Source organism: Cytobacillus sp. QJM3NY_8, from assembly GCF_056173585.1.
Map to the genome: position 1 here is coordinate 3183300 of NZ_CM149681.1, position 25907 is coordinate 3209206.

The window sequence follows — 25907 nt, forward strand, 5'->3', positions numbered from 1 at the left end:
CTAACTGCCTAACAGGTTAATCAAGTCTTTGAAGATGGAAGAAGGATTCCTTTGTAATGTATCAAAGGGAACAGTTTTTTGATCTCCTTCACCTATCAAATAAGCTTCCCTATTTTTTTTATTAAATTTTATCAAAACATTTTTAATCCCATATTCCTCAACCTTAGTAGCCACATCAAGATTAACTGAGTCAAGATCAATGGAAATTCTGTCTGAGACCCTTCTAAGCATTCTCCATATCGTTTTTTCTTCCTTTGATTTCATAAACAGTTCCGGAAGCTCTGTAGACTCTTTCAAATTGCTCAATGTAGTATGCATATATTCAGCGATACCATATCCAACAGGTTTAATGAATGGATTACAATTAATCCAATGCTCCACTTCAAATTGCATATATTCATCTAAACCTGATTTCACTGGCCTAATATCCTTAATCCTGCCATAGCAAATGACTCCATTATGCTCTATTACACCATTCTTAACATAAAGAGCTATATACCTTGTCTCTTGCCATCCAGCTTTTAGTTTATTTACAGGAATACGATAGCAGCCAGTCTGTTTATAGCCAATATATTCTTCTCGATCTCTAACAAGCCCGACCAGAACTTTTTCGTCCAGGTTGGAGTTCCACTCTTCTAATGTCCCCCTTGGTAAAATGCCTTCCTGCTGGATTTCCTCAGGGCTTTTTTCAATAAGCCTCTCCACAAATCTTTCGACTAAATCCGTTGCATTAGGGAGAAATGGCAGCCCACCAATATTGACTTTATCGATGCTTTTATAGAAGTGATGATTTTGATAAAGCTCTTCATAAGACCAAGGAAACAGTACATAGGCTCCAAAAGCTGTTCTTTCATATGGCCCATCATTGTAGGTAACAATGGAATCTCGATAACGATGCATGGTATTAATATCATCTTCAAGAGGTCCGGGATGTTTATACCGATTTTGATAATAACTTCCATCTTGGGCGTAATCGATTCGATACTTGGCATCAAATACATAGTTATAGGAAAAGTCTTTTCCCTTTTTAGCAATGCTGAGCATGGTATCGGGCTTTTGAGGAATAGTTGGCAAACCACTTTCATACTTTTGGTAAGTCAGAATAATTTCCTCTTCGGTATATGGGTGTTTGTATTTTCTTGTCGCAGAACGGTTGGTTTGAAGATTTACAAACAAGCCTTCCCGGTTCACCTGGATAATGTCCTGGCTCACAAGCTGATATTTTTTATCAAGGATTTGCCCGAGTTTTAAGAATGTCCAATATTCATACAGAGTTGCTACATCTTTAACAGACATCTGATAAAGCTTCCCTTGAAGCATTAACCCTTTAGAAACCGTCAGATAGATCTGAAAAGCATCGCGGTAGCCCGGGGCCATTTGCAAAACCAAGCTAAGGATAGAGCGATCTAGCTTTTTTATGCCCTTCCAAAAAGGACTTTTCAGCTTACCCTCCAACTTCACTATCATTTCATTCAATTTGTCTAAAAGATCAGCATCCGGTTCTGTTTCCCACCTCGAGCTTCTATTAATCAAAGTATCCAACAAATCATATAGCTTATGTTTTACCCGCTGCATCATCCATTTCACATATCGATTTTCTAATGTATCAAAGGTAAGCTCCTTTTTAACACGAAGACCTTCGGTTGGCATAAGTGTTTTGTTATTGATATGGATGCCATTTGAAACCTCTGTAAATAGATGAGGTTTTTTTTGCAAATAGCTCCTGCTTCTAGTGTCCAGCTTACTTAATTGGTCTCCCCTAACCTTTTCATACGTTTTCTGGAGAAGGTGATGTGGCTGCATTTCAATACGATTAACTGCCTGAATGAACTGATCAAAATGTTTACTAATCAAACGGTAAAATTCACTTCTTGATGGCTTGCCGTCGAGCTTCACTTTAGCTCCCAAATAGGTTTTCCGGATAAAATGAAAGGCAAGATTATAAATTTCATCGTTAATTTCTTCTAGTAGTCTTTTATAATCATTTTTGTAGTCAAGCTTTGCTGGAAAGATTTCCAATGTTACTTCTAACAGCTTTTTACTGCCGTCTCTAATTTCAAAGGTCGTTAATCCCACTTCATTCTGGAACTGCAAGTTTCCCATTAACATATAAGTATTTGGGATTTCCACTCTTGATATAGATTGCCTTAAGCCAGGATGCTCATGATAAAAGGATAAGTCTCTGCTTGTTTTAGGTATGACAATAACCTGATAAACTCCATTTTCGAAAAAGATAGGCCTTAATTGAGTAGATTCCTGCAGCAGCTGTGTTTCAATATCATAGATTAATACCTGATTTACCTGATCCCCATGAACAGAAAACTGCATGACATCGTGCATATCCATTGCACGATACTGTTTTAACCCCTCATACCTCTCATGAAACGGTTTTCCTTTCACCAAAACAGAGAAATCATCTGTTTCAATCTTAACCAATTCAACTTCGTTACGAGATCCAGAAGGATGTAAAGCCATCTACTTGTAACCTCCTAAGCATCTCAATCACTTTTCGAGCGCTCTTAGGATAAATAGAACTTTGTTCATCGAACTGAGATTCCTCATCCTGAAACTCAGTATTTGTAAAGAGTAAATATAACTCCCTTAGCAGCTGCTCAATTCTTGAGTCACTCCCAGAGAGACGCGGCAGGATCTTCTGGAGGATACAATGATCAAATGCTTCCTCAAAAGACATTAGAGCACCTTCTTTGTTATAGGCAAGATAGAAGCAGATCTCATCCCTAACCCGGTACCCAATATGTGCATTAATAAGTTGAAGACTCTTATTAATCCTTACCAGCTCACTAGTAGCCTTTTCAATAATCTCTGTATCTACCTTGTACAGATCCTTTAAGTGCAAATATTTTGAGGCAAGCTGACTCTGACCTATTTCTAATGGATCTATGTCCTCAAGATCCTGGAGAAAAATTAAATTGTCCAGCTCAACTCGATTAAACTCAATTGTATTAGCACGGTCTAACACCTTTTTACTAAAAGGATGTGTCGTTTCATCCATATTAACGGTTCCAATAACATAAAGATTATTCGGAAGTGTGACCTCTGCTTTTGCGACCTCCTCCGATAATAAAGTGGAAGAAACAACCTTTCCATCCTCCCACCTTCTACTCTCCATAACACTAAGAATATCACTGAAGTAATATTCCACTCGTGCTAAATTCATCTCATCTAAAAGAACAAAGTAAGGCAACTCTGGATGCTCTTCTGCTCCTCTAATAGCTTTTGTTAAAGGTCCTTCTTTAAAATCTCCTTTAATATCTACATATCCTAATAGATCTGATCCATCACTCCAGTCAGGACGGACAGGGATCAATGTAAACTGTCCATTTTTCTCTGTAGCCGCTAAACTCTCGGCAAACCATTGAACCATTTTGGTCTTACCTGTTCCTGAAATACCAGATAGAATCACAAAAGGTTTGGTTTTTAAAGATAGGAATAAATTAATAACTTCCTCTTTTGGATAATAGAAGCCTTTACTTTTTATGTAAGAGTAAATGTGATTGATTAAGTCCTTAGAAGGTAAATAAGTATTCCAATTTTCTTTTACCACTAGCTTCTCACCTTGGAGTTGCTCAGTTTCATATCCTGTTCCCTCATTCATGGAGATATAATTCTCATAAATATGTATCATTTCCTGTAAATCATTTACGATGACCTTTTCTTCTGGCATATGATCTACCGCATAATGAATGTAAGCTGCAGTTGATAATGCATAATCTCTTGCCTTTTTGCTTTCTCCCAAGCTAATATGGTCGTCTACCTTTACCTTGCTCGATGGCGGAATAGATTCTCTAATCTGAGCTTTAACTCTTACCATTTCTTCCTTCGAAGTTTCAGTAACCCCTTGAGCAAAAGTAAGATAAACACTTTGCATATCCTCACTGAACAGATAAACAATGTAATAGCCTCTTTGGGTAGAAACGGTAATTTTGCGATTCATGATGGCTATCCAGGGAACAGAAGCCCAGTTACCTTGTCCTACTGATCCTGTTACCACATACTCTGAGGGTTCTATAAATGGTAGATTATTAATTTCAGCTGTTACTTCATTTCTAACAAATGGCCCTAGTTGATGACCACCGAAGGGTTCTCTCTTAGCGGCTAGATATTGATTCATTATTCTAATTATTTTTTCTCTTAGAACACTATACAAGACTTGCTCCTTAATCTTATTAATATCGAATCTCCTTGGGTTAAAGTTTTCATCTATTAAACGAGTGTTTTCAAGCCAAGAAAGTATGTTTGATGTTCTTTTTTCAGCAACCGAATCAACCATAAGATTGCTTCCTTTTGAATTCTGAACTATTAGCTTTCCTACCTCTTTTAATATTTTTCTCTTTTCACTCCTGCTTTCTTTCTTTAAAATTTCCAGAAGCTCTAAAACTATATAAAAATAATCTTTCTCGACCATGATACTTTGTAAGAAGAGTATTTTATCTTTGGTTTTAATGTATCCGTCAATAAGTCGATGATTTAAATTATTATTTTTGTCTATAAAACCTAATAACTTTATATCTTGAGTATAGGAATATTGAATATTATTGTCTCTAATGTTAGTTGCCTTTTGACTAAACTCATATAATAATTGATTTAGTCTCTTAAAAGAATCTCGAGGTAGTTGGTCAGTTTGATAAGTCTTTAGATAAATACTTAGTATTTTACCTCTATTTGAAAGTTCTACAAAAGGTAAAATACTTAACATCGAAAAAATAATATTTATTTGATCATCGTTATAAGCTAATTCATCAGCTGCAATTAACTTGTTTTCCATAAGATCCAAAAGTGTTTTATGCAGCATACCTTTTGATATTTGGGTTGCTGCATTTGATTGAGCATTGTTGTAAACTATATAACCTTTTTCACTTACCTCATTCATTATTAAGGGATCATCAGTAATTGATTTGAAGTGACTGTCATTATTAAGAAAATAATTGTAAAGGATTCTTTCAATATAATCTAGATTCATTAATAATCCTCCAAGATTGGTATAGTTTAAGCATTCATCATACGGAAAAGGGAAGAACCAGTGGTCCTTCCCTTCATTCACATTTTAAGAATACGAACAAACACAAGGTACAGCATCGTCCTTAATATTAAGGTACTTCTCTACACCATCTTGTTCCAATTGTTCTCTATATTGTTTTAAAGTGAAAGGACCGCCGTCTTTCTTCAAAATAGATACATCCTTTTCAAAATGCTCTCTAAAACGTTCTTCCATTTCTTCTTGTTCCTTATATCTATCTGGCCAAATCGCATAAAGTAGTGCGTAGTGTTGATATCCTCCTCGAACACATCTTCCTCCGCAATTGGCATGAGAAAAACCTTTGATCCCTTTAGCTGCAAGATCAGGTCGCACTTCACTTGTAATGTTATACATCCTAGGCAGCTGGATGCCCCATTCATTCTCAATGATCCCCTTTATATCAATGTCTTCAGTGAAGGTATCGATCATTGGAAATCTTGTTTCAATTGGTTCTAGTGGGTGATGTTTATAAAACTCCGTTAAGTTGTCCGCACGATGTTTTTCGTGTGGTCCAATTCCAAAATACAAAATTGGCTCCAGGTTTTGTTCATCTCTTAGTTCTTCTAAAAAAGTAATGGTTTGATATACTTTTAATTCTTCAGAACATTTAGCTAGACGTGAATTCCCTAAGAATCTATAGTCATAAAATACTTCTTCAGGGGTCCTTCCATCAACCCGTTCAGTAATATCAAGACCTATATAATCTGCAACTTCATCCATAAATCTATAGTTATCTTCATCTTCCCATAATGTATTAGTAAAAAACAAAATACAATTTTCATGACCATATTTTTGGACCATGTTATAGGATACGTAGGCGCTAGAAGCCCCTCCACTAAACATGGCAATATGCACTGGTTTACGTGCCAAGATAATCACTTCCTATTCTACAAACTCTTTAATTAATAGCAATACAATGTTCTCAATCTCTTCTTTAGGTACATTTCTTCCACCATTCTTCAGGATTCTTGCAACATTAGTGTGCAAGGTTTGAGATTTAGTTGAAAGTTTTGATTTACGTATTACTTTCACCCCGTCACCCATCTGAATTTGTACAGAGTCAGATGGAGTTTGAGTTTGCATGTTGATTTTACTAAACTCATAATTTAATTGATTAAAAAACATTTCTTTTGTCTTATCTGACCAGTTTTGCAACTCCACTCCAACAAGATCATAAGAAACGTTCTTAACCCATTCCTTTGAATTTATGTTGTTTTTTAGTGACTTAGCAAGCTGATTATCCTTTAATACTGATGGCTGCTGATTTTCAACCCAGAATTTGAGTTCGCTATAATCATTTACGCCGATCTTATTGCAGATAATATTTTTGACCTCATCTTCAAGGCCTAAATAAACAGTGTTTAAATTATCAACCATGTGCTTCAACAGGTCTGGTTGATCTTTAAACTGTTCATATATCTTTTCTAACCCTACCTTAGGATCTATCTCAGCTAGTTTTATACTATCCTTTAATGCTACCAAATTACTATCTATAGTGCGAGTAATTTGTACGTATCTTGGTAAATCACGGAGCCAATTTAACATTGCAGATATCACTAAAAGAGGTCTATTTAATCCTTGATTTTCGGGGTTAATATAATTTCTAAATAAATCTTGTAAATACCCCACAAAGCTATTTATTTCATCTTTAAAATGCATAAATACAAATTGATATTGATCCGGTTCACTGACCATTGTATAAATGTGTTCTCCGTTTAATTGTGAAATAAACATTCCGTTTCTATAGAATAATAGTTGATCCCACTTATCACGAAGCAAAGCAACAAGCAGCACTGGAATTAATGGTTTTCTAATACCAAAAGGCTCTCTAACCATTATATTGACAAGCTTATCAAGTGATCCCTCGGAACCTTTAGTTAATTCCAAAAGTAAAGCACTCCTTAACTCCATTAACTCATTTGAGGATATAGAGTCAAGAGAGCTTAAGTTTAAACCATTATTTTTAAAGACTGTAGCATATATTAAATATTCTGGACCATTGCCTTCAATACCCAAGTCCTTCTCAAAAGGATTATGCAAAATATGTTCAATTAACTTGTAACCAGCCTTTAATTGAACATTATTAATTTTCCTCCTATTATATCCATCGTTTCGTACCTCTGGTGTTAATGGATATAGTTCAAACATTAAGTGAGATAATATTTCTTCTAGTTTTATTTCATTATTAATTTGATAAGTTTTTCCTTTTACAATCCAGGTCAGGTTTTGTGAAAAGTTTAGATATGCATCTAAGTATTTTTTTATATCATAGGTTATATCTTCCAAGTATAACTGTAGTTCTTGTTTTAATTTCTTGTCATTGTTAATAATATCCGGATCATTAATTAATTGTTGCACAATGTACTTTGTCGTTACTTTTTGTTCTATTGATTTAAAGGCAGTCGGATTAATACAAAAAATCGAAGCAACGTCTTGATAATTTTCTATACTTTTAATTATAGAATCATATTGATTCGAGTCTTCTAGTAACACAAAGTTAATTAGTGCATCGGGACTTTTTTCTTCTCTTACCAACACTGGGTTAAAATTTCTTTCTAATATGTCTCCACTGGTCACAATGTTAATTGAAGCAAAACGGGTTATGCTTTTCTCATCATTATATTCTCTAGCAAGAAAATATTTTTTAGTAAGGCAACGTTCTAAAATCTCAATTTTTTTGGTTTTACTTATTCTGTAATTTGCTACACTCTCTTGAATTAATTCATCTATATCGTATGCACTACCCTCAAATAATTCCCAGTACCCTAAAACTCTATTGTATCTAATTCCTTTTAACCTCTCTAATTCTAAAAGAGACTTAGCAATTACTTCCTTTTCTGTATCTAGCGCAAAGGATAGCAATTCTGTAGACAGTTTGATTCTTCCTTGTAAACCGCATAACTCCCAGAGAGTAATTGTTTGTACAATTTTTAACTTTAATTCATCACTAGTAAGTTCAGGGATCCTTTGAATCAATTTTTTATATAGATCCGCTGATTTATCATTTGCTTCAAAACTCTGCTCTTCAAAATTTGGGAAAAAGAAATTAAAAAGCTTATAAGGTAGGTAGTAACCATTGTCATTATTTATATGGTCAATTAATCCAAATGAATCTGAACTTTCTAGAAACGTGAAAAGTGTTCTTTCATTTTGTCCATAGTGACTTGATAAGAAAGGCAATAAAAATAATGCAACCGGATGAACTGGATATGAGTGCTTTACGATTAGGTTTTCAATTTCGACTTGGTTTAGTTGTGGAAACATTGCATATTTCCTTAGCTGCTGGGTAGTGAGATTTTTTTTCTCGTCGGTAATACTATCCCTATCAATACTATTAATAACGTTTTCAGCGATCCTATAGAAGGTAGCAGAGTCACTGGCTATATAATATAATCTAAAACGTTTCTCAATCCTTTGAAACTCATTTTGAAGCTCTTTATCAAAGCTTGAAAAGTAGTGCCGTAAATGCTTATGAGTAATAAACAAAAGATGAATATTGTCATTATAATGATCAGTCAACTCAGCTAAGTCTTGTAGATTTTGCATAGTCTCGTTTATTTCATTTCTTTCAATACTCTGCAAATATCTCCCGAATTCATCATATACAATAAATAAACCAATATTTAATTTTTCCATCTCATCAATGATATATTTCATTTGATCTATAAAATCTTCATTTAAATCAACCAAAAATTCTGCACCAGACGTCAGTTTGGGAAACTCATTCTTAAACCACTCTATTTCAAATTTGTCTTGGCTCAGAATTTCTAATCGCCATATGTCTATAGACTTGTTTCGTTCCTTTAATAAAGCTTTAAATTGTTTATATGCCTTAGGATAATTCTTTTGCCAGATTTCAACTGTTTCTAGTATTTTTGTCATTACACCAGGGACTATTAACTCAATTCCACTTGATGATAATGTTTTTAATATTGCTGAAAGGATGCTATGCTTAAATTTTCCTTCGTACCCATTAAGTACAACAGGATAATATTTTTTATCTAAATCTCGTGATTTAAGTAAACCATTATAAATCTCATCATCTAATGATGAAAATTTTTGGCTTATTAGAGAGAAGTCATTTTCACTAATATTTTTAGTAACTATTGATGCCAGCAGAGTACTAAGCATTGATTTCCCAGTACCATAAGGGCCAATAATAATATGTGATCTTCTAGCACCCGTCGTATTAAAACCTGCCAGGATACCGTTCAAGGAATCTGCATGAGAAGGTGTAGGCATATATTTTCTTATAATCTCTATGTTATCAAGATCAAACTTAACGTTTACACTTGATTTGAAATTTGATGTTTTTGTTATCATTTTAATGCCTCTACCTTTCTAGCATATTCATACTCAAGAAACTCTAATGGATCTATTTTAGGAATACGTATTGTATCTAGATTATTTGTCCTTGTGAAAGTAATTGGAAAAGCAGGGTGATGAGTTAGGTTTTCTAATACGTTTATTACTGTCGCCCTTTGCATATTAAATACCTTTCCCCACAAGGCTTCATTTGATATGATCTCTTCAACTGAAATTGTATCGACATCATAAATTTCTTTATATTTCAGCAATACATACATCAAAGCAGAAAGTCCAATTACCTCTGGTTTTCCATTATTTTTATAAACTTGTCCTTTAGACTCTTTGATTAAATCGATCTTATACAAGGGACTTTGAATAACTTCTTCAGGATCATTCTCTGCATGCCCAGCAGTATAAAGTTTTATAAGACAATCTATATCTCTTTTTAGAGATTTATCTGAGATATTCTTTTCTTCATTACTGTTAACCCACTTGATAAATTCTAATAGTAATTCATCTTTTGAAATAACAGTTTGATTTAAAATATTAAAGAACCAATACCAAGCAGTACTCGGCTCCTTACTCGATGACAGGTGATAGTGTATGATTGAAGCTGAATCACTAAATTGAATAAACCTATCAAATCTATATAATATCTCACCAAAGCCTGTAATATTATATATTTTTTTTCGTTCAGAATTAAATTGCTCCTCAGCAACCCTTGTTGCTAAAACCCAATATCTTAGGGATTGAACCATGTTTTTACCTAAGCCAATTTTTTCAAATGCTTCTTTATCATAAAAAAACCTTGAATCTTCTTTAATGTTTCTAATTCCTTTATTTAACCATCTATCCCTCAAATAAAAGCTTTGATGTTGACCGTAACCCATATGTAAATCCCTTTCTATTTCACTGGAGGAAATCCTCCAGTAGCTTTTTTATCGTTAAAGAAGGCACCTAGATCTCCTAGATGCAAAAGAGGAGGGGCTGAAAATTTTTCAGCCACCTGTTTTTAAAATTCTTATTCTTTATTGAAATATTTTAGGAGTGCTCTTCTTACTTTGGGAGTTAAGAAAGGACTCTTTCCTCTCTCTATATTACCATACAATTTTGCCAAGAAATCGCCTTTTCCGGCAAGTTTTTCAGCACCTGACTCATCAAGAATTATATTTGAAGCAGTCGCATCAGATGCTCTTAAGGCTAATCTTGCACCTAAGTTATTTCGTATATTGGTATTAATAATATCTGCTTTAGGATTTTGAGTACAAATAATCAAATGGATTCCTGCTGCACGTGCTTTCTGACCCAATCTCATTATCGCATTTTCCACTTGCTTTTTCATGTCAGCATCTTGAGTCATAAAATCTGCAAATTCATCAAAAACCAATACAATTCTAGGCATTCTTTCATTTACTTCTGTAATATACTCGTCTAGGTTAGTTACGCCTTCCTTTGCAAACTTGGTATATCTATCTTCCATTTCATTTACTAAATATTGCAGTACGTTGACAGCTTCTCCTAAATCTGTAATTACATCACGTGTATGCTGCTTGCCTTCGTAAATAGTAAACTCAACTTTTTTAGGATCAATGAACATGAACTGAACTTGTTCTGGACTATATAAACACATCATACCTAAGATAATTGAATTTAAAGTAACACTTTTTCCACTACCCGTAGTTCCGCCCGTTAAGAGGTGTGGGGACATGGAATTTGAGAAATCCATAAATAATACATTATTTAGAGGATCTAACCCTAAAGGAGCGACTAAATTTGTATCAGAAATTTTATTACTTAGTTGCTGTCTAGTTAGAGCCATAAACTTCTCGAAATAAATAGTTTCGGGTTCTTCTCGAATTATATCAATTTTCATACCTTTATTTATAAATATATGAGGTTCTGTAGAGAGCCCTAGCCAAATTTGTATGTCCTTTGAACGAGACAAAATTTTATTTGCTGGAAGATCAGCTGGTAAATCTAATTCAAATCTTATAACGGAGGATCCAATTATAGCTTCTTTTATATTTAGATGTATCCCATTCTGGTTGAAATTGTGTTTTAACTTTCTAATATATTGGTCTTTTACCTGATCAATATTGCTATCTTCAATTTCATACTCAAGCGTGATGCCTTCTAAAGCTTTTACTTCAGGATATTGTTGGTCGTCAGGTAATATGTTTGGTGTTACTTCCTCACTTGTATCATGATCCTCAGACTCAGATCCACTTGGTACATCAGACTGTTCATTATCAGAAGCGCCTTCTTGCCTATCAGTATCAGATATAGTTTCGTCAGGTTCAGGCATCTCTTCATAACTGACTTTTTCGATTGTATCTCCTAACTGTTCTCTACCAACATTAGAACTATCATCTTCTAATGTTAACTGTAATATTTCTTTTTCACTTTCAGTTATGACCAACTCTTCGTAAGCAGGTATTTCAGACTCACTGGCTTTTAACTGTTCTAGGATATATGCTCTTGTATAAATATAGTTTTTTATATTTGAATCTAATTTGTCAACGAATATACCTTCGTCAACTTTCTCAAAATTAAATTCAGTAAGATTTGAAGTATAGCAATAAACATCTACTCTTCCTTCAATACTAACTTTAATTTTGTCTCCATTAATATGTTGAAATTCCTTCAATAATTGGACATTTTCTGGAGAATAAGCACTTCTCTCAATAAAGTATTGGATTAATTCATCTCTCCAGTAATCACTATCAAGTTGTTTTTTCTCAAAATTAAACAACTTGTTATAGAGACTCATTCCAGTTTTTATTTGCTTGAGAGCATCAAAACGCTCTTTATCAAAGATATTGTGATTTACAAACTTTAATTCAACTAGCTCAAAACTCAATTCTAAAGTATCATCTTTCTTTTCAATAGTAGTTAAAACTAAATCCGGTCTACGCTTATTACTTGAAAACCAAGGAAGATCATCACAAACAGCCCATACTCGAAGCTTATTAGGTGTCTCTTCTTCATTATTTGTTGAGAGATAGGTTGCAAGCATTTCATGTGCAAACTTACCACGCCCAATTGTTTTAAGAACTAAGCCACCTGATACATCCTTAACTTTATTTACAGCCTCAACAATGCTTTCTCGAGAAATTTTTTCATTTTTCATTATAGATACTAGCTTTCTATGCAACCTGTCATAGTAAGCATAATCTGTTGTTTGCTGACTAAGTTTCCTAATATATTCAGAAGAAGATACGATTAATTTATATTGATTGTTTTTTCCTGCTTTTGGTTTATATTGAATGATATTCGCCTGGCTTGAAGTTTTGGTTAATAATGTCTTGTCTAAGTAACGATCTAAAATCATAGTCCAGTTAAATTTTCTATGCATCATATCGATTAAAGAATTATGATTGATATTGTTGATTGAAATGATGTTCTTTAAGACATTTAATTCATCTTTTGATGGCATTGCGCTAGATTGAATAATATATTGTAATTGATAAAAGCTTTGTAGAGTATTTGGTAAATGCTCACTAACAAAACTTATTCTTTTTACGGCCTCATCATTTTTTAAAGGCTCTTTGTAAATGGTCTCAAACCAGAATGTTGTATCTTTGGGTTTAACTCTTTCAAGTTGATAACTAATTTGATTTCCTTGACTAAAGTAATCAGCAAGAACAACTAAATCAGCATCAATCATCATTTTTTCCACCTGAGAAAAGATTTCATTTACCGATTTGCCTGATATCACATTTATTTCCACCTTTGGAAACTTGCTTTCATACTCAGGCTTAGTAAAGTCTTCTTTTTGTTCTAACCATTTATTTAATTGATAGTGAAGCTTAGAAGCATTTTCACTATGTACAGTTAAACGCAATTTATTAACCTTTGTCTTAGAGAAAAGGGACTCCACACACTTTTTTACTACTTCTGAACTTTGACAGTAAAGCATACAGATATCCATACCATCCTTGGCATATGGATATACTTCTAAATAATTCTTTGTGACCTTTACAATTTCTTCTGAAAGTTCGTTTGCCAAATAATCATTATTGTTCGGGGCTTTACTACTAAGAACAAAAGTACCCTCACCAAATACCTCGGCATTTTCAATTAAATAGGAAGGATCACCATAACTAGCAAAATATCTTGGAGCAAGCTGAGAAGTTTTTGTTCTTGCATACTCAACATACTCTTCAAGTTTTTCAATCTCTAAGGATCCTACTGTTGAGAAGTGAACCCATTGTTCAATTTGGTTTGAAATCTCTTCACATCTTCTGATAAATGCGACCAACCTGATAGGGTTAAATACTGTTAATGTTCTAGCTATAGGAATGCCCGATTCTTCTTTTTTATTATCAAAATAGTCTACTGCACCAATCAAATTAATATTTTGATAAATATGTTGTGAAACTTGTGAGGAACTATAAATATTTTCAAGTAGGTTCTCTAAGTCAGTTTCTAATTGTTTACTATCTAATGAATATACACCGTAATTTCGTGCATACTGAACTTTCTTTATATAGTTGCTTAAGTAATCTTCAAATTTCTGCAGATGCTCTTTTACATCTAATTGATTTAATGCGAGATAATTTTGTACCTTCTCTCTAGTCCAAGACATAATATCTATTTGCTCAATTTCATTTTCAGCATAATTTCTTGTATATGGAATTATTCCATCTTCTATTTTTTCAAAGAAAGAATATGTCTCTAAATCATTAAATCGAGTTACCTTAAACTTTTTACTCTTAATAAGTTCTTCTCCAATATAATGAGAGAGTTTAAATGTAACTTCAGTTTCTTTTGCATTCTCATCAACGCTCGGTAGTGTATTTTGGTTAAAATGAACTCTGGGTATTACTATCTGAATATTAGTTAAAAATAGCTTTAATAGTTCCTGGATATTTTCATTAGTTTTATTCGTTTCAATTTCCAAAATAAATTTGGACAAACCAATACTCTCGTGATTTCTCTCATCCTCAATAAGTGAAAAAATTTCTTTTATAAAGGCTTGAGTTAAGTCATCGTAAATAGAAGGATTTCGGAGTTTTTCAACAGTACGATTTAATTTCTTAACTAATCCTGGTTGGAAGTCTAAAAAACCCTCAAATTCTTCAATAAAATCTTGTATAGCTTCAGCATCATTACCGCTTACTAATTCATCAATACCAGATTCAAATTCTTTAATTTTGCCTGCATCGCTTAGCTCTTCTTTATATTTATTTAGTACATCTTCTACCTCTTCTTTAATTGAGGGTGTTTTAAGCTTAAAATCTGTGATTTTTTTTACAAACTCAAAATCATTAAATAAAAATAAATTTGAACTCTGTGTCACAAATTCAACAACTTCTTTAGTGAGTTGCTCTACAGATTTTGTATCCCAGATTTCATCGCTCCAGCCGTTAGCTTCTTCTTGTTCAATAAATGAATATAGGTTATTCTGGATGTTTTCTCTGTCTTTTTCTTTTATCTCCAGGTTTGCTAGTTGAAAGTTTTTTTTGAGTCGACCTTTATCTTCCAAATTTATTTTTAATTTACTGTCCATAAATAAGTTCAAATAAGGTAATTTACGTTGGATTTTATCAATTACTGATGGACTTTGATCACTCAAAATCTCTGAAATGAAATTAACAATATTGCGAAGTTGCGGCTCTGAAATAGTTTTGTACATATCAAGAAATGTTTTAATAAACTTAATTTCATCAGCTGCGATTAAACCAGTCTCTGATAGCACATTATATAAAGAACTCAATCCATCCTCCGTTAAGAGATATGATTCGTCGATAGTAAATAGGTTCTCTAAACTTTGTGCCTCTGGTGTAATTTCATTAATAATTAATATTAATGCTTGATTATTTTTAGTGTTATTTCGCAACCATGTACTAGTTTCATAGTCTTGATAAGAAAATTCTTCAAATCCTGGATGCTCTTTAACTGTTCTTATTATTGGGTCATAGAACGTTTTATAAACAGATAAATCTGTTCGTAATTGATTTAAAATTGCTTCTATATTTGAAATAGTAAGTCCCGATATTTTTACAAATAATTTTTCAGTATGATCATTTTTCTGCTTTTTAAAATGATCTAATAATAATCTATTAATCCATAATGCTAATAATTTATTTCCATTCATTTAATTCTCACACCTTCCGCTACATCGTAAGGGTTTCTGATCATGGCTGTAGCATCTGAAAACTCAACTAACAATCCATTTTTCTTTAGCTTAGTACGCAGTGAATTTTCATTCTTCTGGTAATAGCTAATATTTAATTTTGATCTTTCGTACAAACCACTGTTTCTGGCCTGTACTTCCCCAATAACAAATCCATATTTTTTATAAAGGAGATTTAAGAACTCACTAAACTCTATAGAATCGTTAGGTTCTACATTGACGAATACTAGTGTTTGTAAAAATGTATCTGTCATTGTGTATCTGTAATTTGTACCGGTTTTGAAGTTTCCAATCCCGCCATCTCTAGCAAGAGTACGTATAATTGATAACTGGTGCTTTTTCAATTGATCGGATATAACTTCCTTAACTGTGTTAAAAAGCTTAGTGGTCACATCATTATAATTGTTACAACTCATTAGGGTGTTTATAACACGTTTCTTCCTTGATTGGAGTTTATTTAAGCCCATTAGGGTAACAAAGGTACCATTTGGGTTTTCTTTCCATTTTGGTAGTTCTTCCAAAACATGTTCTTCATCTCCTATGATGGAATAGAAATGAGTCCCAAAATAGTCCTCAAATTTATTTTTAATTAAGAGTTCATTGTTACTAAAAGTATTTGAGGAGGTTTTTAATATCTGACTGTTTTGTCCATCTAAACAATCAAAAAAGAACTCAATTCTATCTCCTTCATTAACCTTTGCTCTTTCGTACATATATCTCATTAATTGGAAGCTAATAAGACTTGTCAAAAGTTTAAACATTTCATAAACATCAATATTGATGTTCAAGAGGTTATTCATCTCTTTAGCAAATTCATCAAAGATATAATGCTCAGTAACAGGTAAATGAGGATATTCTTTGTTATCGTTATTTTCTCTTAATGGGTAAGTATCCCTTTTGATATCGATTTCATTGTCCCCTAGTGCATCTTGTATAGAATCAATGATCCTCTCTACTGAATTATTTTTCCTTAGAAGAGTTTTTATTCTTTTTTGAATGGATTCTCTTATTTCAGGGTAATTAGTAGTCCCGTAAGAAAGCATCAAATAATATAATTCTCCACCACGAGCAAAGAAGTTCCTCTCATAGGAAATGCTCTTTCCTTTTTTTCGAATTTCAAAAAATAATAAACTTTCATGTAATGGATATAATGATCTAGCGTACCAAGAGCGATCCGCTTCACGACCTCTTCCATCAATCAACGGAACTTCTAGGTTTCTAAAGAATTCTCTAATTACTTCTACCTTTTCTTCGTCCTGAATCTTCTGATACAAACTAATTTTTTGTTCTTCCTTTAATTGAGCAATATCTCTCTTACTACCCTCTTTAACACCTTCAAAAATAAATTTTCTAAGGTTAACAGCTTTATTTCTAAAGTAACAATCTGAATCTAAGCAGTACTCTGTTCCGAACATTACATTTAAAAATTCTAACACATATTCCGGGCCCCTCTGCCCGTCCTTAAAACGATGTCCCCATATTTTAGCAGAGAGTTGGGAAGAGAATTCTTCTACATTATTTTGTGTATTTTTAGTCAACGTAATCACCTCAATCTATAAAAATTTCATCTTGAATATAGAGTCCTTTATCTCTATCAAGCCTTAAGATATTCAAAGTATACTCATTTGTATCACTGTTCTTTATAATTTCATTCTTAAACGTATCCAATAATATTTCTACGTCTTCTCTTAGAATGTTGTGTGTCGTTCCTGAGTTAAGCCTCATTAAATATTCAAAAACATGTAAATCAATTGGTAAATCTATTTTATGGTTAACTAACAAAATAAACTTTGAAGGCAAATGGTCAATATCTGCCCTGCTTTCTTCTTCGTTTATTATCACCTGATTATTTGATACAATTGAATGAACCATTAAGTTTTCAGTTGTCGCATATAATTGTGAACTTGATGCCACTAACCTTTTCGAAAAAGCTCTGTTTAATCCATTTACTAAATCCTTCCTGCTCTGAATTCTTTTCATAGGATTATCAAACATGCCACCAAATTCCTTCAGAAATTGAAATGGGATTAAACTATTTCTATTAAATAATTCATCATTTGGGAACTCAAAGAAAAACTTTCTTCTTAATTTATTGATCCATTCCTCAATTAATTTATCATTACTATCTTTATTATGATCTCTGTACATGTCTAGCCTTTTCTTAAAATAACCAAGATAAAGGTCTAAATCATCATTAAAAATTTCATTATGCAAAGACTCTAATTGTTCAATCCCACAAATATCACCATTTAAAATAAAGTCATCTATATTTGATATTGAATAATTACCTGGATCTAACTCTCTAAAAAGTTTCAAAGCTCGCATTTCAGAAAAAGCCTCATGCTCAATGTTATGGCCATAAAAATTTTGATAATATGGCTTCTCAATTTGATTTTTCAGGTCTTCGTAATCAGCATTTTTTATGTCGGTGCAGTTTAATCCACCTGTAAGTATATAGCTAATATGAATTAACATTTCACGCATTGTAATATGAGACCCTAAGTAATCTAATGTTCTATATTGTTCTACTAATCTGTTTTTAACATGTTCTTGTGAAGTTCTTTGGTGATTTAGATATATAATGCATGTATTATTTTTTGCACAGCCGTTACAAGGTGACCAATTCTCTTCCTGATTCCATTCATTTAATACTTTTTCCACATATATCGATGATGTAACATCTAAAAGGTTTAAAATACTGAGGGATTGATTATTATTTTTATAATCTTTAAACCTCACCGAAACTTCTTCTTTCAAAAGTTTTAAATTTTCATTTTGTGAAAGGAACTTAGTTAACTTTCCTTCATTAGCTGCAATAAGATAATATAATTTGTCAGAATGATTTGATTGTATTGATATTTGCAGTTTAGATAATTCTTGGAAAATCACCTCATCCTTTAATTCAGATAGATCCTTAACAATTCTAATTCTTCCATGTTTAAAAGGCACTTCAATAATTCCAGAATTTGGCCATGTCGATAATTCAGTTTCACTGAAATAGTTATAAATCGATCTACATAGTCTAGTTTTCCCATCACCCGCATTACCAGTTAAAATTACGCTATGAGCATTATTATTAAAAATTTCTATAAGATAGTTTTCAATTTTAGTTTCAATTTTAAAAGAGTAAGACTTTTCACCTTCATCATATGTATACTCGTCATATATTTTCGAATGATTAGGAGAAAGAACGTTAAATTGATCTAGATAATTTATAAAGGAATTCATAAAAAGTCTCCTTTCTTCCTATTTATGATTTTTCATTTAAACAATTTATAATTATACCATAGTTAATTGGAAGGAAAATGGATAGATTAAATAATTATCATTACTTTTATTACAATTTTATTTTAATTTTATCAGGAGAGGTTGTTAAAAAATCGCCTGGGTTCCTAATTTATAAAAAAAGACAGAAATATTCTGTCTAAAAAGAGTCGGTTTAGGACTCCAATTTCTTTAGCCGCACTGGTAAAATGTACCTTCGTGATATTTCATAATACTTCTAACCCTCTAACCAATGTCATCATTCCTTCTTAACGTTCTTAACAGTATCAAAGAACGCATATTTTAATATGGTATACAATATCTATAGTTTTATTGTGAAAAGTTATCAATAAAATCCGTACGACTGTACGAAAATAACACAAACCCTTCTTATTAGGCAGAGTGAAAGTTTAATTTGCGGAAATATTTATTATTAAATAAATGAAAGCTTATTAATGTATCCAAGTACCATGGTTCGTTAATAACTATATGGAGTTTCCTCCTAATTCAAACAACTCTAAAAGCCCTTCTTACTATAAGGCAAGCAAATGAATTACTTCTTTCACATAAAATATTTATATTTTTCGCAAAAAAAAGTTTTGTCAGCTATTATTTAAAAGTTAAGAATACGTATCTGCAAGCTTAGGAAATAAAAAAATAATAGCAAAAACATAATCTTCGTTCCTATTAGATAAAAAATCCCCTCAACTAAGAGGGGTAAGGCTATTATGACAATTGAGCTTCACGTACTTGTTTTAAATTGCTCAATTCTAATTTGATGTTTTCTAAAAGTTTGTTATAACGGCTTGTTAATAAACGTTCGTGGAAATCTTTTATGGATTCTCCTTCATTCCTTCTCCATTCTGTGCTATTAATAGAGTGTCTCCATGTGGTTACGTCTGTTAGGGATCTAAAGTATTGTTCAGGAGACTTGTCTCTAATTAAAGAATTAGAATAGTCAGAAATAAATGTTCTATTAAGGGGACTATTTAGGATATGCTTTCTTGTTCTAATTTCCCTAGTTGACTGACCTATTGTTAGATCGGCACCTAGAGGATAAATATGGTGATCTTCAACTTTCAAATTCCTTGTTACAGAATCACTAAAAGCAATTTCCTTTTCACCAGCTATGTCCCATGCGTTCAAAAGTATCTCTTTCTCTGGATAAAAATCCCTAGGCTGAGTACTAAGGATGTATTCCAAAATCCCGTTATGGATTGCTGCGGGTATCGAAGCGTCCTTAGTTTGATTCAACAGAACTTCTAGATTGGAGTAATCTTCACTATTAAGAATTCTATTATATCTACTTTCAAACGGGTTTTCTCCACCTTGGATCCATTGATAAAGTTGCTCAATATCATCTATACACCTTTGTCCCTGTTTTTCCCTATATGAACCCCCAAATAAAGATGACCAATACCAATATTCTATTTTCGCCAGGCTAGATCTGTTAGCCCACGCTTCATCTGATTTTAAGATATAAGCGATTGGTAATAACATTAATTTATAATTAAGATCATTAATATTTAGTTTACCGCATCTGAATTGCAAAAAGGCACAAGCACGAACTAACGCTTTAGTTGTAACTTCTGTATTTTCATTTATTTTTTCTGAACTAATTTCTAATTGCTTTTCCTTTTTAATTAAGTCAATTTTAAGCTCCCCAAATTCCCCATAATTTGTATGAGAAAATATCGATAATAGATTAAGGTATTGGTCTCTTATTGGGTTAGCTATTTTATTGTCTCCAAAAGTCCCCATTATACCTGATGTCCAAGTTGTCTGTACACCCCCTATTATAGTATCTAAAAGGCCTGCTGATAATTCAATTTCTCCCTGTAGTTGATCTATTATTTTTTGAGTTAAAGTCCTTTCTGAACGAATTCTAGCGGCTTTTGCTACTATTAAATCATATGTATTAAGACTCACTCCACCTTTGTTTATACTTTCATAAATAGCAGTTGCTCTACTTATTTCATTAGCAGGTAATTGGATAACATGCATTTCCTGATCTAATATACCTTTTAAATAGTTAAACATATCCTTTTTCCAATCTGTTGCTAAAGAGGACCAGGCAAAAGCAATGCTATCTTCATTATCCTCAGCTATTAAGTCTTCGATGTCTGGAGTGCTTGCCTGCAATAGGTCAACCAGGGATCTGGTTCCATCTGCTACTTCAGCTTTTAATTTATTGACTCTTTCATTTGCAATTCTTTCAAGAGTATATTCTAAGAGACTTTTCTCTTCAATATTAACTGCATCAAAAATATCATATAATGGTACCAATCCGGCTTCGCTAGCTCTTTTAGCAATTAAGTTTTTTAATCTATGTCCTGTCAATGCATTACCAGATTCTTCTTTATGGAAGCGGGGATGAAACCATTCATTTTTATTTTGTTTGGTGATTTTTTTTTCAACAATAACTTCATAAATTTGACCAGGCTCGTACTTTGAAATAGTTTTGAATTTTAAGTTATCATACCCGAACACGTCTTCAGACTGTAACTTTTTTACATCTATAAACCACCTATATCTTAATGCTTTATATAAGTTATCATATTTTTCTTCCCAATTATCCTTGTCGCCTAATAAATTCGAAAAGATGGCTCTGAGAGTAGAAGTTCGTTGTTGTCCATCTAGTAGATACAAACATTCGTCATTTTGCTCAAAGTCTTCATCACTATAACAAAGTTGGCGAGTTGCAAAATCATTTTTTTCTCCCTCTAAAAGCAAAATACTTCCTATTGGTAATAAAGTTAATACAGAGGAAAGCAATTTTTTTTGCTCTTCAACTTTCCATTCAAATCCTCTTTGGAAATTTGGTAATACTAATTTCCCTTCTGAATTTTCTATAAACAATTTATTGATCTTCTTAGCACTATCCATAAAATCCCTCCTAGTTGTTATACTGGAAGAATTCTCTAAACATATTCCAATTCCTTCAAAACTCCCAAAAAAATTTCGTTTCTCTAATTACCCTTATATATCTTTAGATATAAATTCGAAACGATCTCATTAAAGTACCTTAGTAGCATTTCTATTTTTTCTTTCCATTTTAGCCGTAATTTCCTCTCAAATGGTTTCCCCCATGCCTGCCGCCTGATACCATGATAAGGTACACACATGAAATACGTAGCATTTTGCAATCAGCCTATGACTAAAAAGAAGCCCTTTTCGTAGGACATCTTAAAAAGTTCTTACTTTTAATTATGGAGAAATTAACTTTCCGGAACAATAAAACACTTCAATCCAGGCTGTTAGCGGGAGCCTTTTTTTTACATAATCCAATAGGTTCCATGCATGCATCTTCCTGTGGCAATTAGGACAAATATAAACTGTATTTTCAAATGTGTCATCTCCACCATTCGCCAACCAAATAATATGAGTTTCTAAATATGGCTTACCCTTTTTAGCCTGAAATGGGGGCAGGTTTTTCATTTAGCTGACAGATACAATTTTCTTTCCTCTTCGCAAATTCAGTAACATAGGCGTTCCTTTCAAACCCACTACCTGAACTTAATACCGTCCGCGTTCCAGTTTTTTTGGAGCAAACTTTGCCCTCTTTTTTAACTCATTATCACTTTGACGTTTTGCCTTTCTTGATATTCTTCCTTAGCCTTCAAATTTGAAACAGGCACGATTACTTGGTGTTGGCCATCCTTAATTTTCAAAGGAAAAACATAGACAGTACCTCGAACCACATTCTTACCAGGTCGAATCTCCTTTCCTCTTCCATCGCCACTATGTACTTCGAATAATAATCTGTCCAGAACGCTGCATACTCGGTCAAAAGCTTCCCGCTATTGTTCATTTCACCGTTTGTTTTCATCCATGACTGCGGACTCCAGAGAAAAGCCACGATGAATAACTGCTCTCCAGCAGCTTTCATTGCATTATGGATAAGGGGCAGGACGAATTTCTTTTCATGCCAATACCCAAATCAGAGAAATAGCTACCAAATCCCACCCTATGATAAAATACTAAATATATATTCTAGTAAAGGAATGAATGTCCATTAATCTTCCAGAAAAGGTGAAAAACCTGCCCTTAACTCCAGGCGTATATCTGATGAAGGATTCGCAGGGTCAAATTCTGTATGTGGGGAAGGCGAAAAATCTAAAGAATCGGGTTCAGTCTTATTTCCGGAACTCTAAAAATCATTCTCCAAAGATTAAAAAGCTGGTCAAACACTTAAGGGATTTTGACTATATCCTGACAGATACTGAATTCGAGGCTTTTATGCTTGAATGCCAATTAATTCAAACCATTAAGCCGCTCTATAATCGAATGATGAAGAGTCCGCAGTCATTCATTTATATTTCGATCAGCCTTACCGGCAATCACCGTAAAATTGATATAGCCTTTAATCCTATTGAAAATGACGGCAAGATTTATTTTGGCCCTTTTACAAGCCGAAGAAATGTAGAAAGAGCTATTCGGAGGTTAAAGGAATGCTTTATGCTGAATTGCAGCAATCCCAATGGAACGAACTCCGCCTGCCTGAATTATTCCTTAGGCTCCTGCCTTGGCCGGTGTCTTGGCGGGCCTGCGGAACAAAAGTACAATGACATCCTGGACAGGTTTATCGGTTTTCTGAAAGGCACTGACATGAGTATTCTCGAGGACATGAATCAAATGATGTTGAATGCCTCTGAAACATTTGATTTTGAAGCGGCATCCGCTTTTCGGGATCATATACAGGCAGTAAGCTCCCTGTTAAAAAAAGAAAAAGTGATTGAATTCACTGAAGAAAATCATAATATCGCCGCTATCGAAAGATTAACAGATTCAACGATTAAACTTTTCCTTATTAAAAGGACAGATATTCTGTTCAGTCACAACTATGCTGCAGCAGGCAACACGGAGGAAAAAATAAAAACGAACATTTTAGCTTATTTTAAAAAAGATGAAGTAAATGCTGCCGGAGACATTAGCAGACATGAAATCGATGCAGCGCATATTATTTACCGTTATTTAAACAGCGGCAACTGCTCTTATCTCATCATTCCAGAAAACTGGTTGGACCCTGAGAATCATTCCATCCTGGATCTGGCACTAAAGAATTTACTAAATAACATTCAACACTTCCAGCCCCCTATTTATCATGAATAAGGGGCTGTTCTTATTGCACTTCTCAAGATAAGACTGGTCCTGTGACAGGAATTCCATGCAAAAGAGCCTAATCGGCAGTTTATAAAAACTGTTTATTAGGCTCCTCATTCGTGCATTTTCAGTTCACATACTCATTAGCAAATGCATCATCTATCCTAAACAAAACAGTAAAAGGAACCGACTCATTAAAATAATAAGCAGTCTCCCCCCTGTAATGAGTAACATCAATAATTTCAGGTATATCTATTGATCTTAGAGTTACCCTCAGTCTTTCAATAGATTTAATAAAGGTGTTCTTCTTAACCTCTCCATCACTTCCATTCCTTCCAAAGAAATCACACATGGTCATTCTCGTGCATGGATTCTCCTTGCTGGAGGACAGCAGGAAGTGCCTGATCATATGGGCTTGGGTTGGGGTGATAATGACTTCCTCCCCATTAAATAAGAGAATATTTTCGCGGTCATTAAAGTACAGGACCAGTTCATTAGGTTCACTGTTTTCATAGAGGTCTTCACATTCTTCCTTTGAACATGTTCCGGTATTATTTTTAGTGATTTTGTAGAAAGCGTGGTTCTGTAAGTATTTTTCATTCGATGCCAATGTTTCAAATAATGGCGACAGCTCTGGATTCGACATCTGCTCCTCAGGCGAAAAGGGGAGTTTTTCCATCGTTTCATAGGTCTGGCTGGCAACATATAAAGCGCTGTTGGCCAGATACATATGGGCATGGAATTCCTGCTGCTTATTAAGGGCGTATCTTGGATCATTCAGAAGCTGCTTGTTCAGGGCTTGCTGAAAATAGCGGACGGCTGATCCATACTTGCCATGTTTATAGGCCAGAAAACCAAGACTATAATAGGCGATGGGAAGTTTTTGCTCTAAACCGATGGCCTTGATCAGCGACTCTACAGCATCACCGTCATCCTTGAAGTGATTCATTTTTATGTAGGGACCGTATTTAATAAGATGGGATACATAAACATTTTTAGTATGCTGAAGGGAATGATCATAGTGTGGTCCATTATTTCTCGCTAGACTTTTTAGCTTTTTATACATCATTTCATAGACGGTCACCAGCTGCATGTAATAGCCGTAATCGCTTTTTCCCCCGTTTTCGTGAAGATCCTGTTCAAGCAGCTCCAGCTCGTCCAGGGTTAAGTCTTTTATCTTTAAAGTCCTCATCCCTACACCTCATTTCTATTAAAAGGTGCCAGCATTGACACCGCATCTATCATGTATCAGAAACACTTTCAACTATATAGAAATCACTCCTCCGTTTCGCGCGAATATTGTCGAATGAAATATGAATTTTTTGTTGCGAATCTCATACATTATAGGTGGCTTAGATCTTTTAACTTCTCCTATATTTACTTGAGCTTGAAAAACACGAACAAATGTTTTATGATTTATCTATAATATCCAACGAACGGAGGAAACGATTGATGTACGTAACCATTTCAGACTTTATTAATGAATGGAATCGAGAGGCAATGCTGACGCAAAAGGTTTTGGACGGATTAACAGATGACTCTTTAAAGCAGCAGGTTTACCCAGAAGGACGCACATTAGGGAGAATTGCCTGGCATTTAACAGCAAGTATTCCAGATTATTTAGCTCATTTCGGGTTAAAAATCGAAAAGGCTGTAAATGAAGAAAATGTCCCCGCTTCGGCAAAAGAAATTGCGGATACATTTAAAAAGCTGAGTGAGGAAGCAGCTCTGGCGATTGAGCAGCAGTGGTCAGATGACTCATTGAGCCAGACACAGAATGCATTTGGAAGAGAAGAAACCAATGCTCAAATTATGATGGGATTGATCAAACACATTGTGCATCACCGGGGGCAATTGACCATTCTCATCCGTCAGGCAGGATTAAAGCCTTTTGGGGTGTATGGTCCGCCAAAAGAAGATTGGGTTAATTTAGGTGTCACTAATCCCCCCCTATAAAAGGAAAAGAGGAAACGCTCGGAGATGGCCGGGCGTTTTTCTTCGTTTCTAGATAAAGAACTATCCTAACCAGCTCTCTCTATTTCCCTGTTCTTCTTC

General features: G+C 33.7%; 14 protein-coding genes. 2 read left to right on the top strand and 12 right to left on the bottom strand.

The genetic code is table 11. The features are described from left to right. The 11 genes from AC0VZ9_RS16395 to AC0VZ9_RS16445 all read right to left on the bottom strand — a co-directional run bounded on the left by AC0VZ9_RS16395 (nucleotide 1) and on the right by AC0VZ9_RS16445 (nucleotide 22659). A complete protein-coding gene (locus tag AC0VZ9_RS16395; RefSeq protein ID WP_475396486.1) occupies nucleotides 1-2475 on the bottom strand; it encodes a DUF2357 domain-containing protein in 2475 nt (824 codons plus the stop codon). After that, nucleotides 2447-4981, bottom strand: a complete 2535-nt coding sequence (locus AC0VZ9_RS16400) for an MrcB family domain-containing protein (RefSeq protein ID WP_475396487.1) — start codon at nucleotides 4979-4981, stop codon at nucleotides 2447-2449. The genes AC0VZ9_RS16395 and AC0VZ9_RS16400 overlap by 29 nt, the downstream gene beginning before the upstream one ends. Nucleotides 4982-5065: 84 nt before the next feature. Continuing rightward, nucleotides 5066-5917 (bottom strand): phosphoadenosine phosphosulfate reductase domain-containing protein, encoded by an 852-nt coding sequence (locus AC0VZ9_RS16405; RefSeq protein WP_342025546.1) that lies wholly within the window; start codon nucleotides 5915-5917, stop codon nucleotides 5066-5068. A 3-nt stretch (nucleotides 5918-5920) separates the two neighbouring features. Next, nucleotides 5921-9361, bottom strand: a complete 3441-nt coding sequence (locus AC0VZ9_RS16410) for a hypothetical protein (protein ID WP_342025547.1) — start codon at nucleotides 9359-9361, stop codon at nucleotides 5921-5923. After that, nucleotides 9358-10236, bottom strand: a complete 879-nt coding sequence (locus tag AC0VZ9_RS16415) for a DUF4007 family protein (protein WP_342025548.1) — start codon at nucleotides 10234-10236, stop codon at nucleotides 9358-9360. Before AC0VZ9_RS16415 ends, AC0VZ9_RS16410 begins: the two co-directional genes overlap by 4 nt. 131 nt (nucleotides 10237-10367) lie before the next feature. Beyond that, nucleotides 10368-15446 carry an FtsK/SpoIIIE domain-containing protein gene (locus AC0VZ9_RS16420; protein ID WP_475396488.1) on the bottom strand — a complete coding sequence of 1693 codons (5079 nt, stop codon included), beginning with the start codon at nucleotides 15444-15446 and terminating at the stop codon, nucleotides 10368-10370. Further along, on the bottom strand, nucleotides 15443-17023 hold the full coding sequence (locus AC0VZ9_RS16425; protein ID WP_342025550.1) for a hypothetical protein: 1581 nt from the start codon (nucleotides 17021-17023) through the stop codon (nucleotides 15443-15445). The genes AC0VZ9_RS16420 and AC0VZ9_RS16425 overlap by 4 nt, the downstream gene beginning before the upstream one ends. Nucleotides 17024-17033: 10 nt before the next feature. Then, nucleotides 17034-18713: a hypothetical protein gene (locus AC0VZ9_RS16430; protein ID WP_226617757.1), complete on the bottom strand. Its 1680-nt coding sequence runs from the start codon at nucleotides 18711-18713 to the stop codon at nucleotides 17034-17036. A 762-nt stretch (nucleotides 18714-19475) separates the two neighbouring features. Further along, the gene (locus tag AC0VZ9_RS16435) at nucleotides 19476-21635 is read right to left on the bottom strand and encodes a DUF262 domain-containing protein (protein WP_342025551.1); all 2160 of its coding nucleotides are present in this window, start codon (nucleotides 21633-21635) and stop codon (nucleotides 19476-19478) included. 321 nt (nucleotides 21636-21956) lie between these two features. Beyond that, nucleotides 21957-22187 carry an HNH endonuclease gene (locus tag AC0VZ9_RS16440; protein ID WP_342025552.1) on the bottom strand — a complete coding sequence of 77 codons (231 nt, stop codon included), beginning with the start codon at nucleotides 22185-22187 and terminating at the stop codon, nucleotides 21957-21959. Between the two features lie 229 nt (nucleotides 22188-22416). Further along, a complete protein-coding gene (locus AC0VZ9_RS16445; RefSeq protein ID WP_342026182.1) occupies nucleotides 22417-22659 on the bottom strand; it encodes a hypothetical protein in 243 nt (80 codons plus the stop codon). Between the two features lie 158 nt (nucleotides 22660-22817). On the opposite strand from AC0VZ9_RS16445, the gene AC0VZ9_RS16450 reads away from it, so the two are divergent. After that, the gene (locus tag AC0VZ9_RS16450) at nucleotides 22818-23861 is read left to right on the top strand and encodes a GIY-YIG nuclease family protein (RefSeq protein ID WP_475396489.1); all 1044 of its coding nucleotides are present in this window, start codon (nucleotides 22818-22820) and stop codon (nucleotides 23859-23861) included. Nucleotides 23862-23979: 118 nt separating this feature from the next. Here the strand turns inward: AC0VZ9_RS16450 and AC0VZ9_RS16455 are convergent, their stop codons facing one another. Further along, nucleotides 23980-25044 carry a tetratricopeptide repeat protein gene (locus AC0VZ9_RS16455; protein ID WP_475396490.1) on the bottom strand — a complete coding sequence of 355 codons (1065 nt, stop codon included), beginning with the start codon at nucleotides 25042-25044 and terminating at the stop codon, nucleotides 23980-23982. A 260-nt stretch (nucleotides 25045-25304) separates the two neighbouring features. Here AC0VZ9_RS16455 and AC0VZ9_RS16460 point away from each other — a divergent pair, with 260 nt between their 5' ends. After that, nucleotides 25305-25808 (top strand): DinB family protein, encoded by a 504-nt coding sequence (locus AC0VZ9_RS16460; RefSeq protein WP_019382277.1) that lies wholly within the window; start codon nucleotides 25305-25307, stop codon nucleotides 25806-25808. Nucleotides 25809-25907 lie beyond the last annotated feature (99 nt).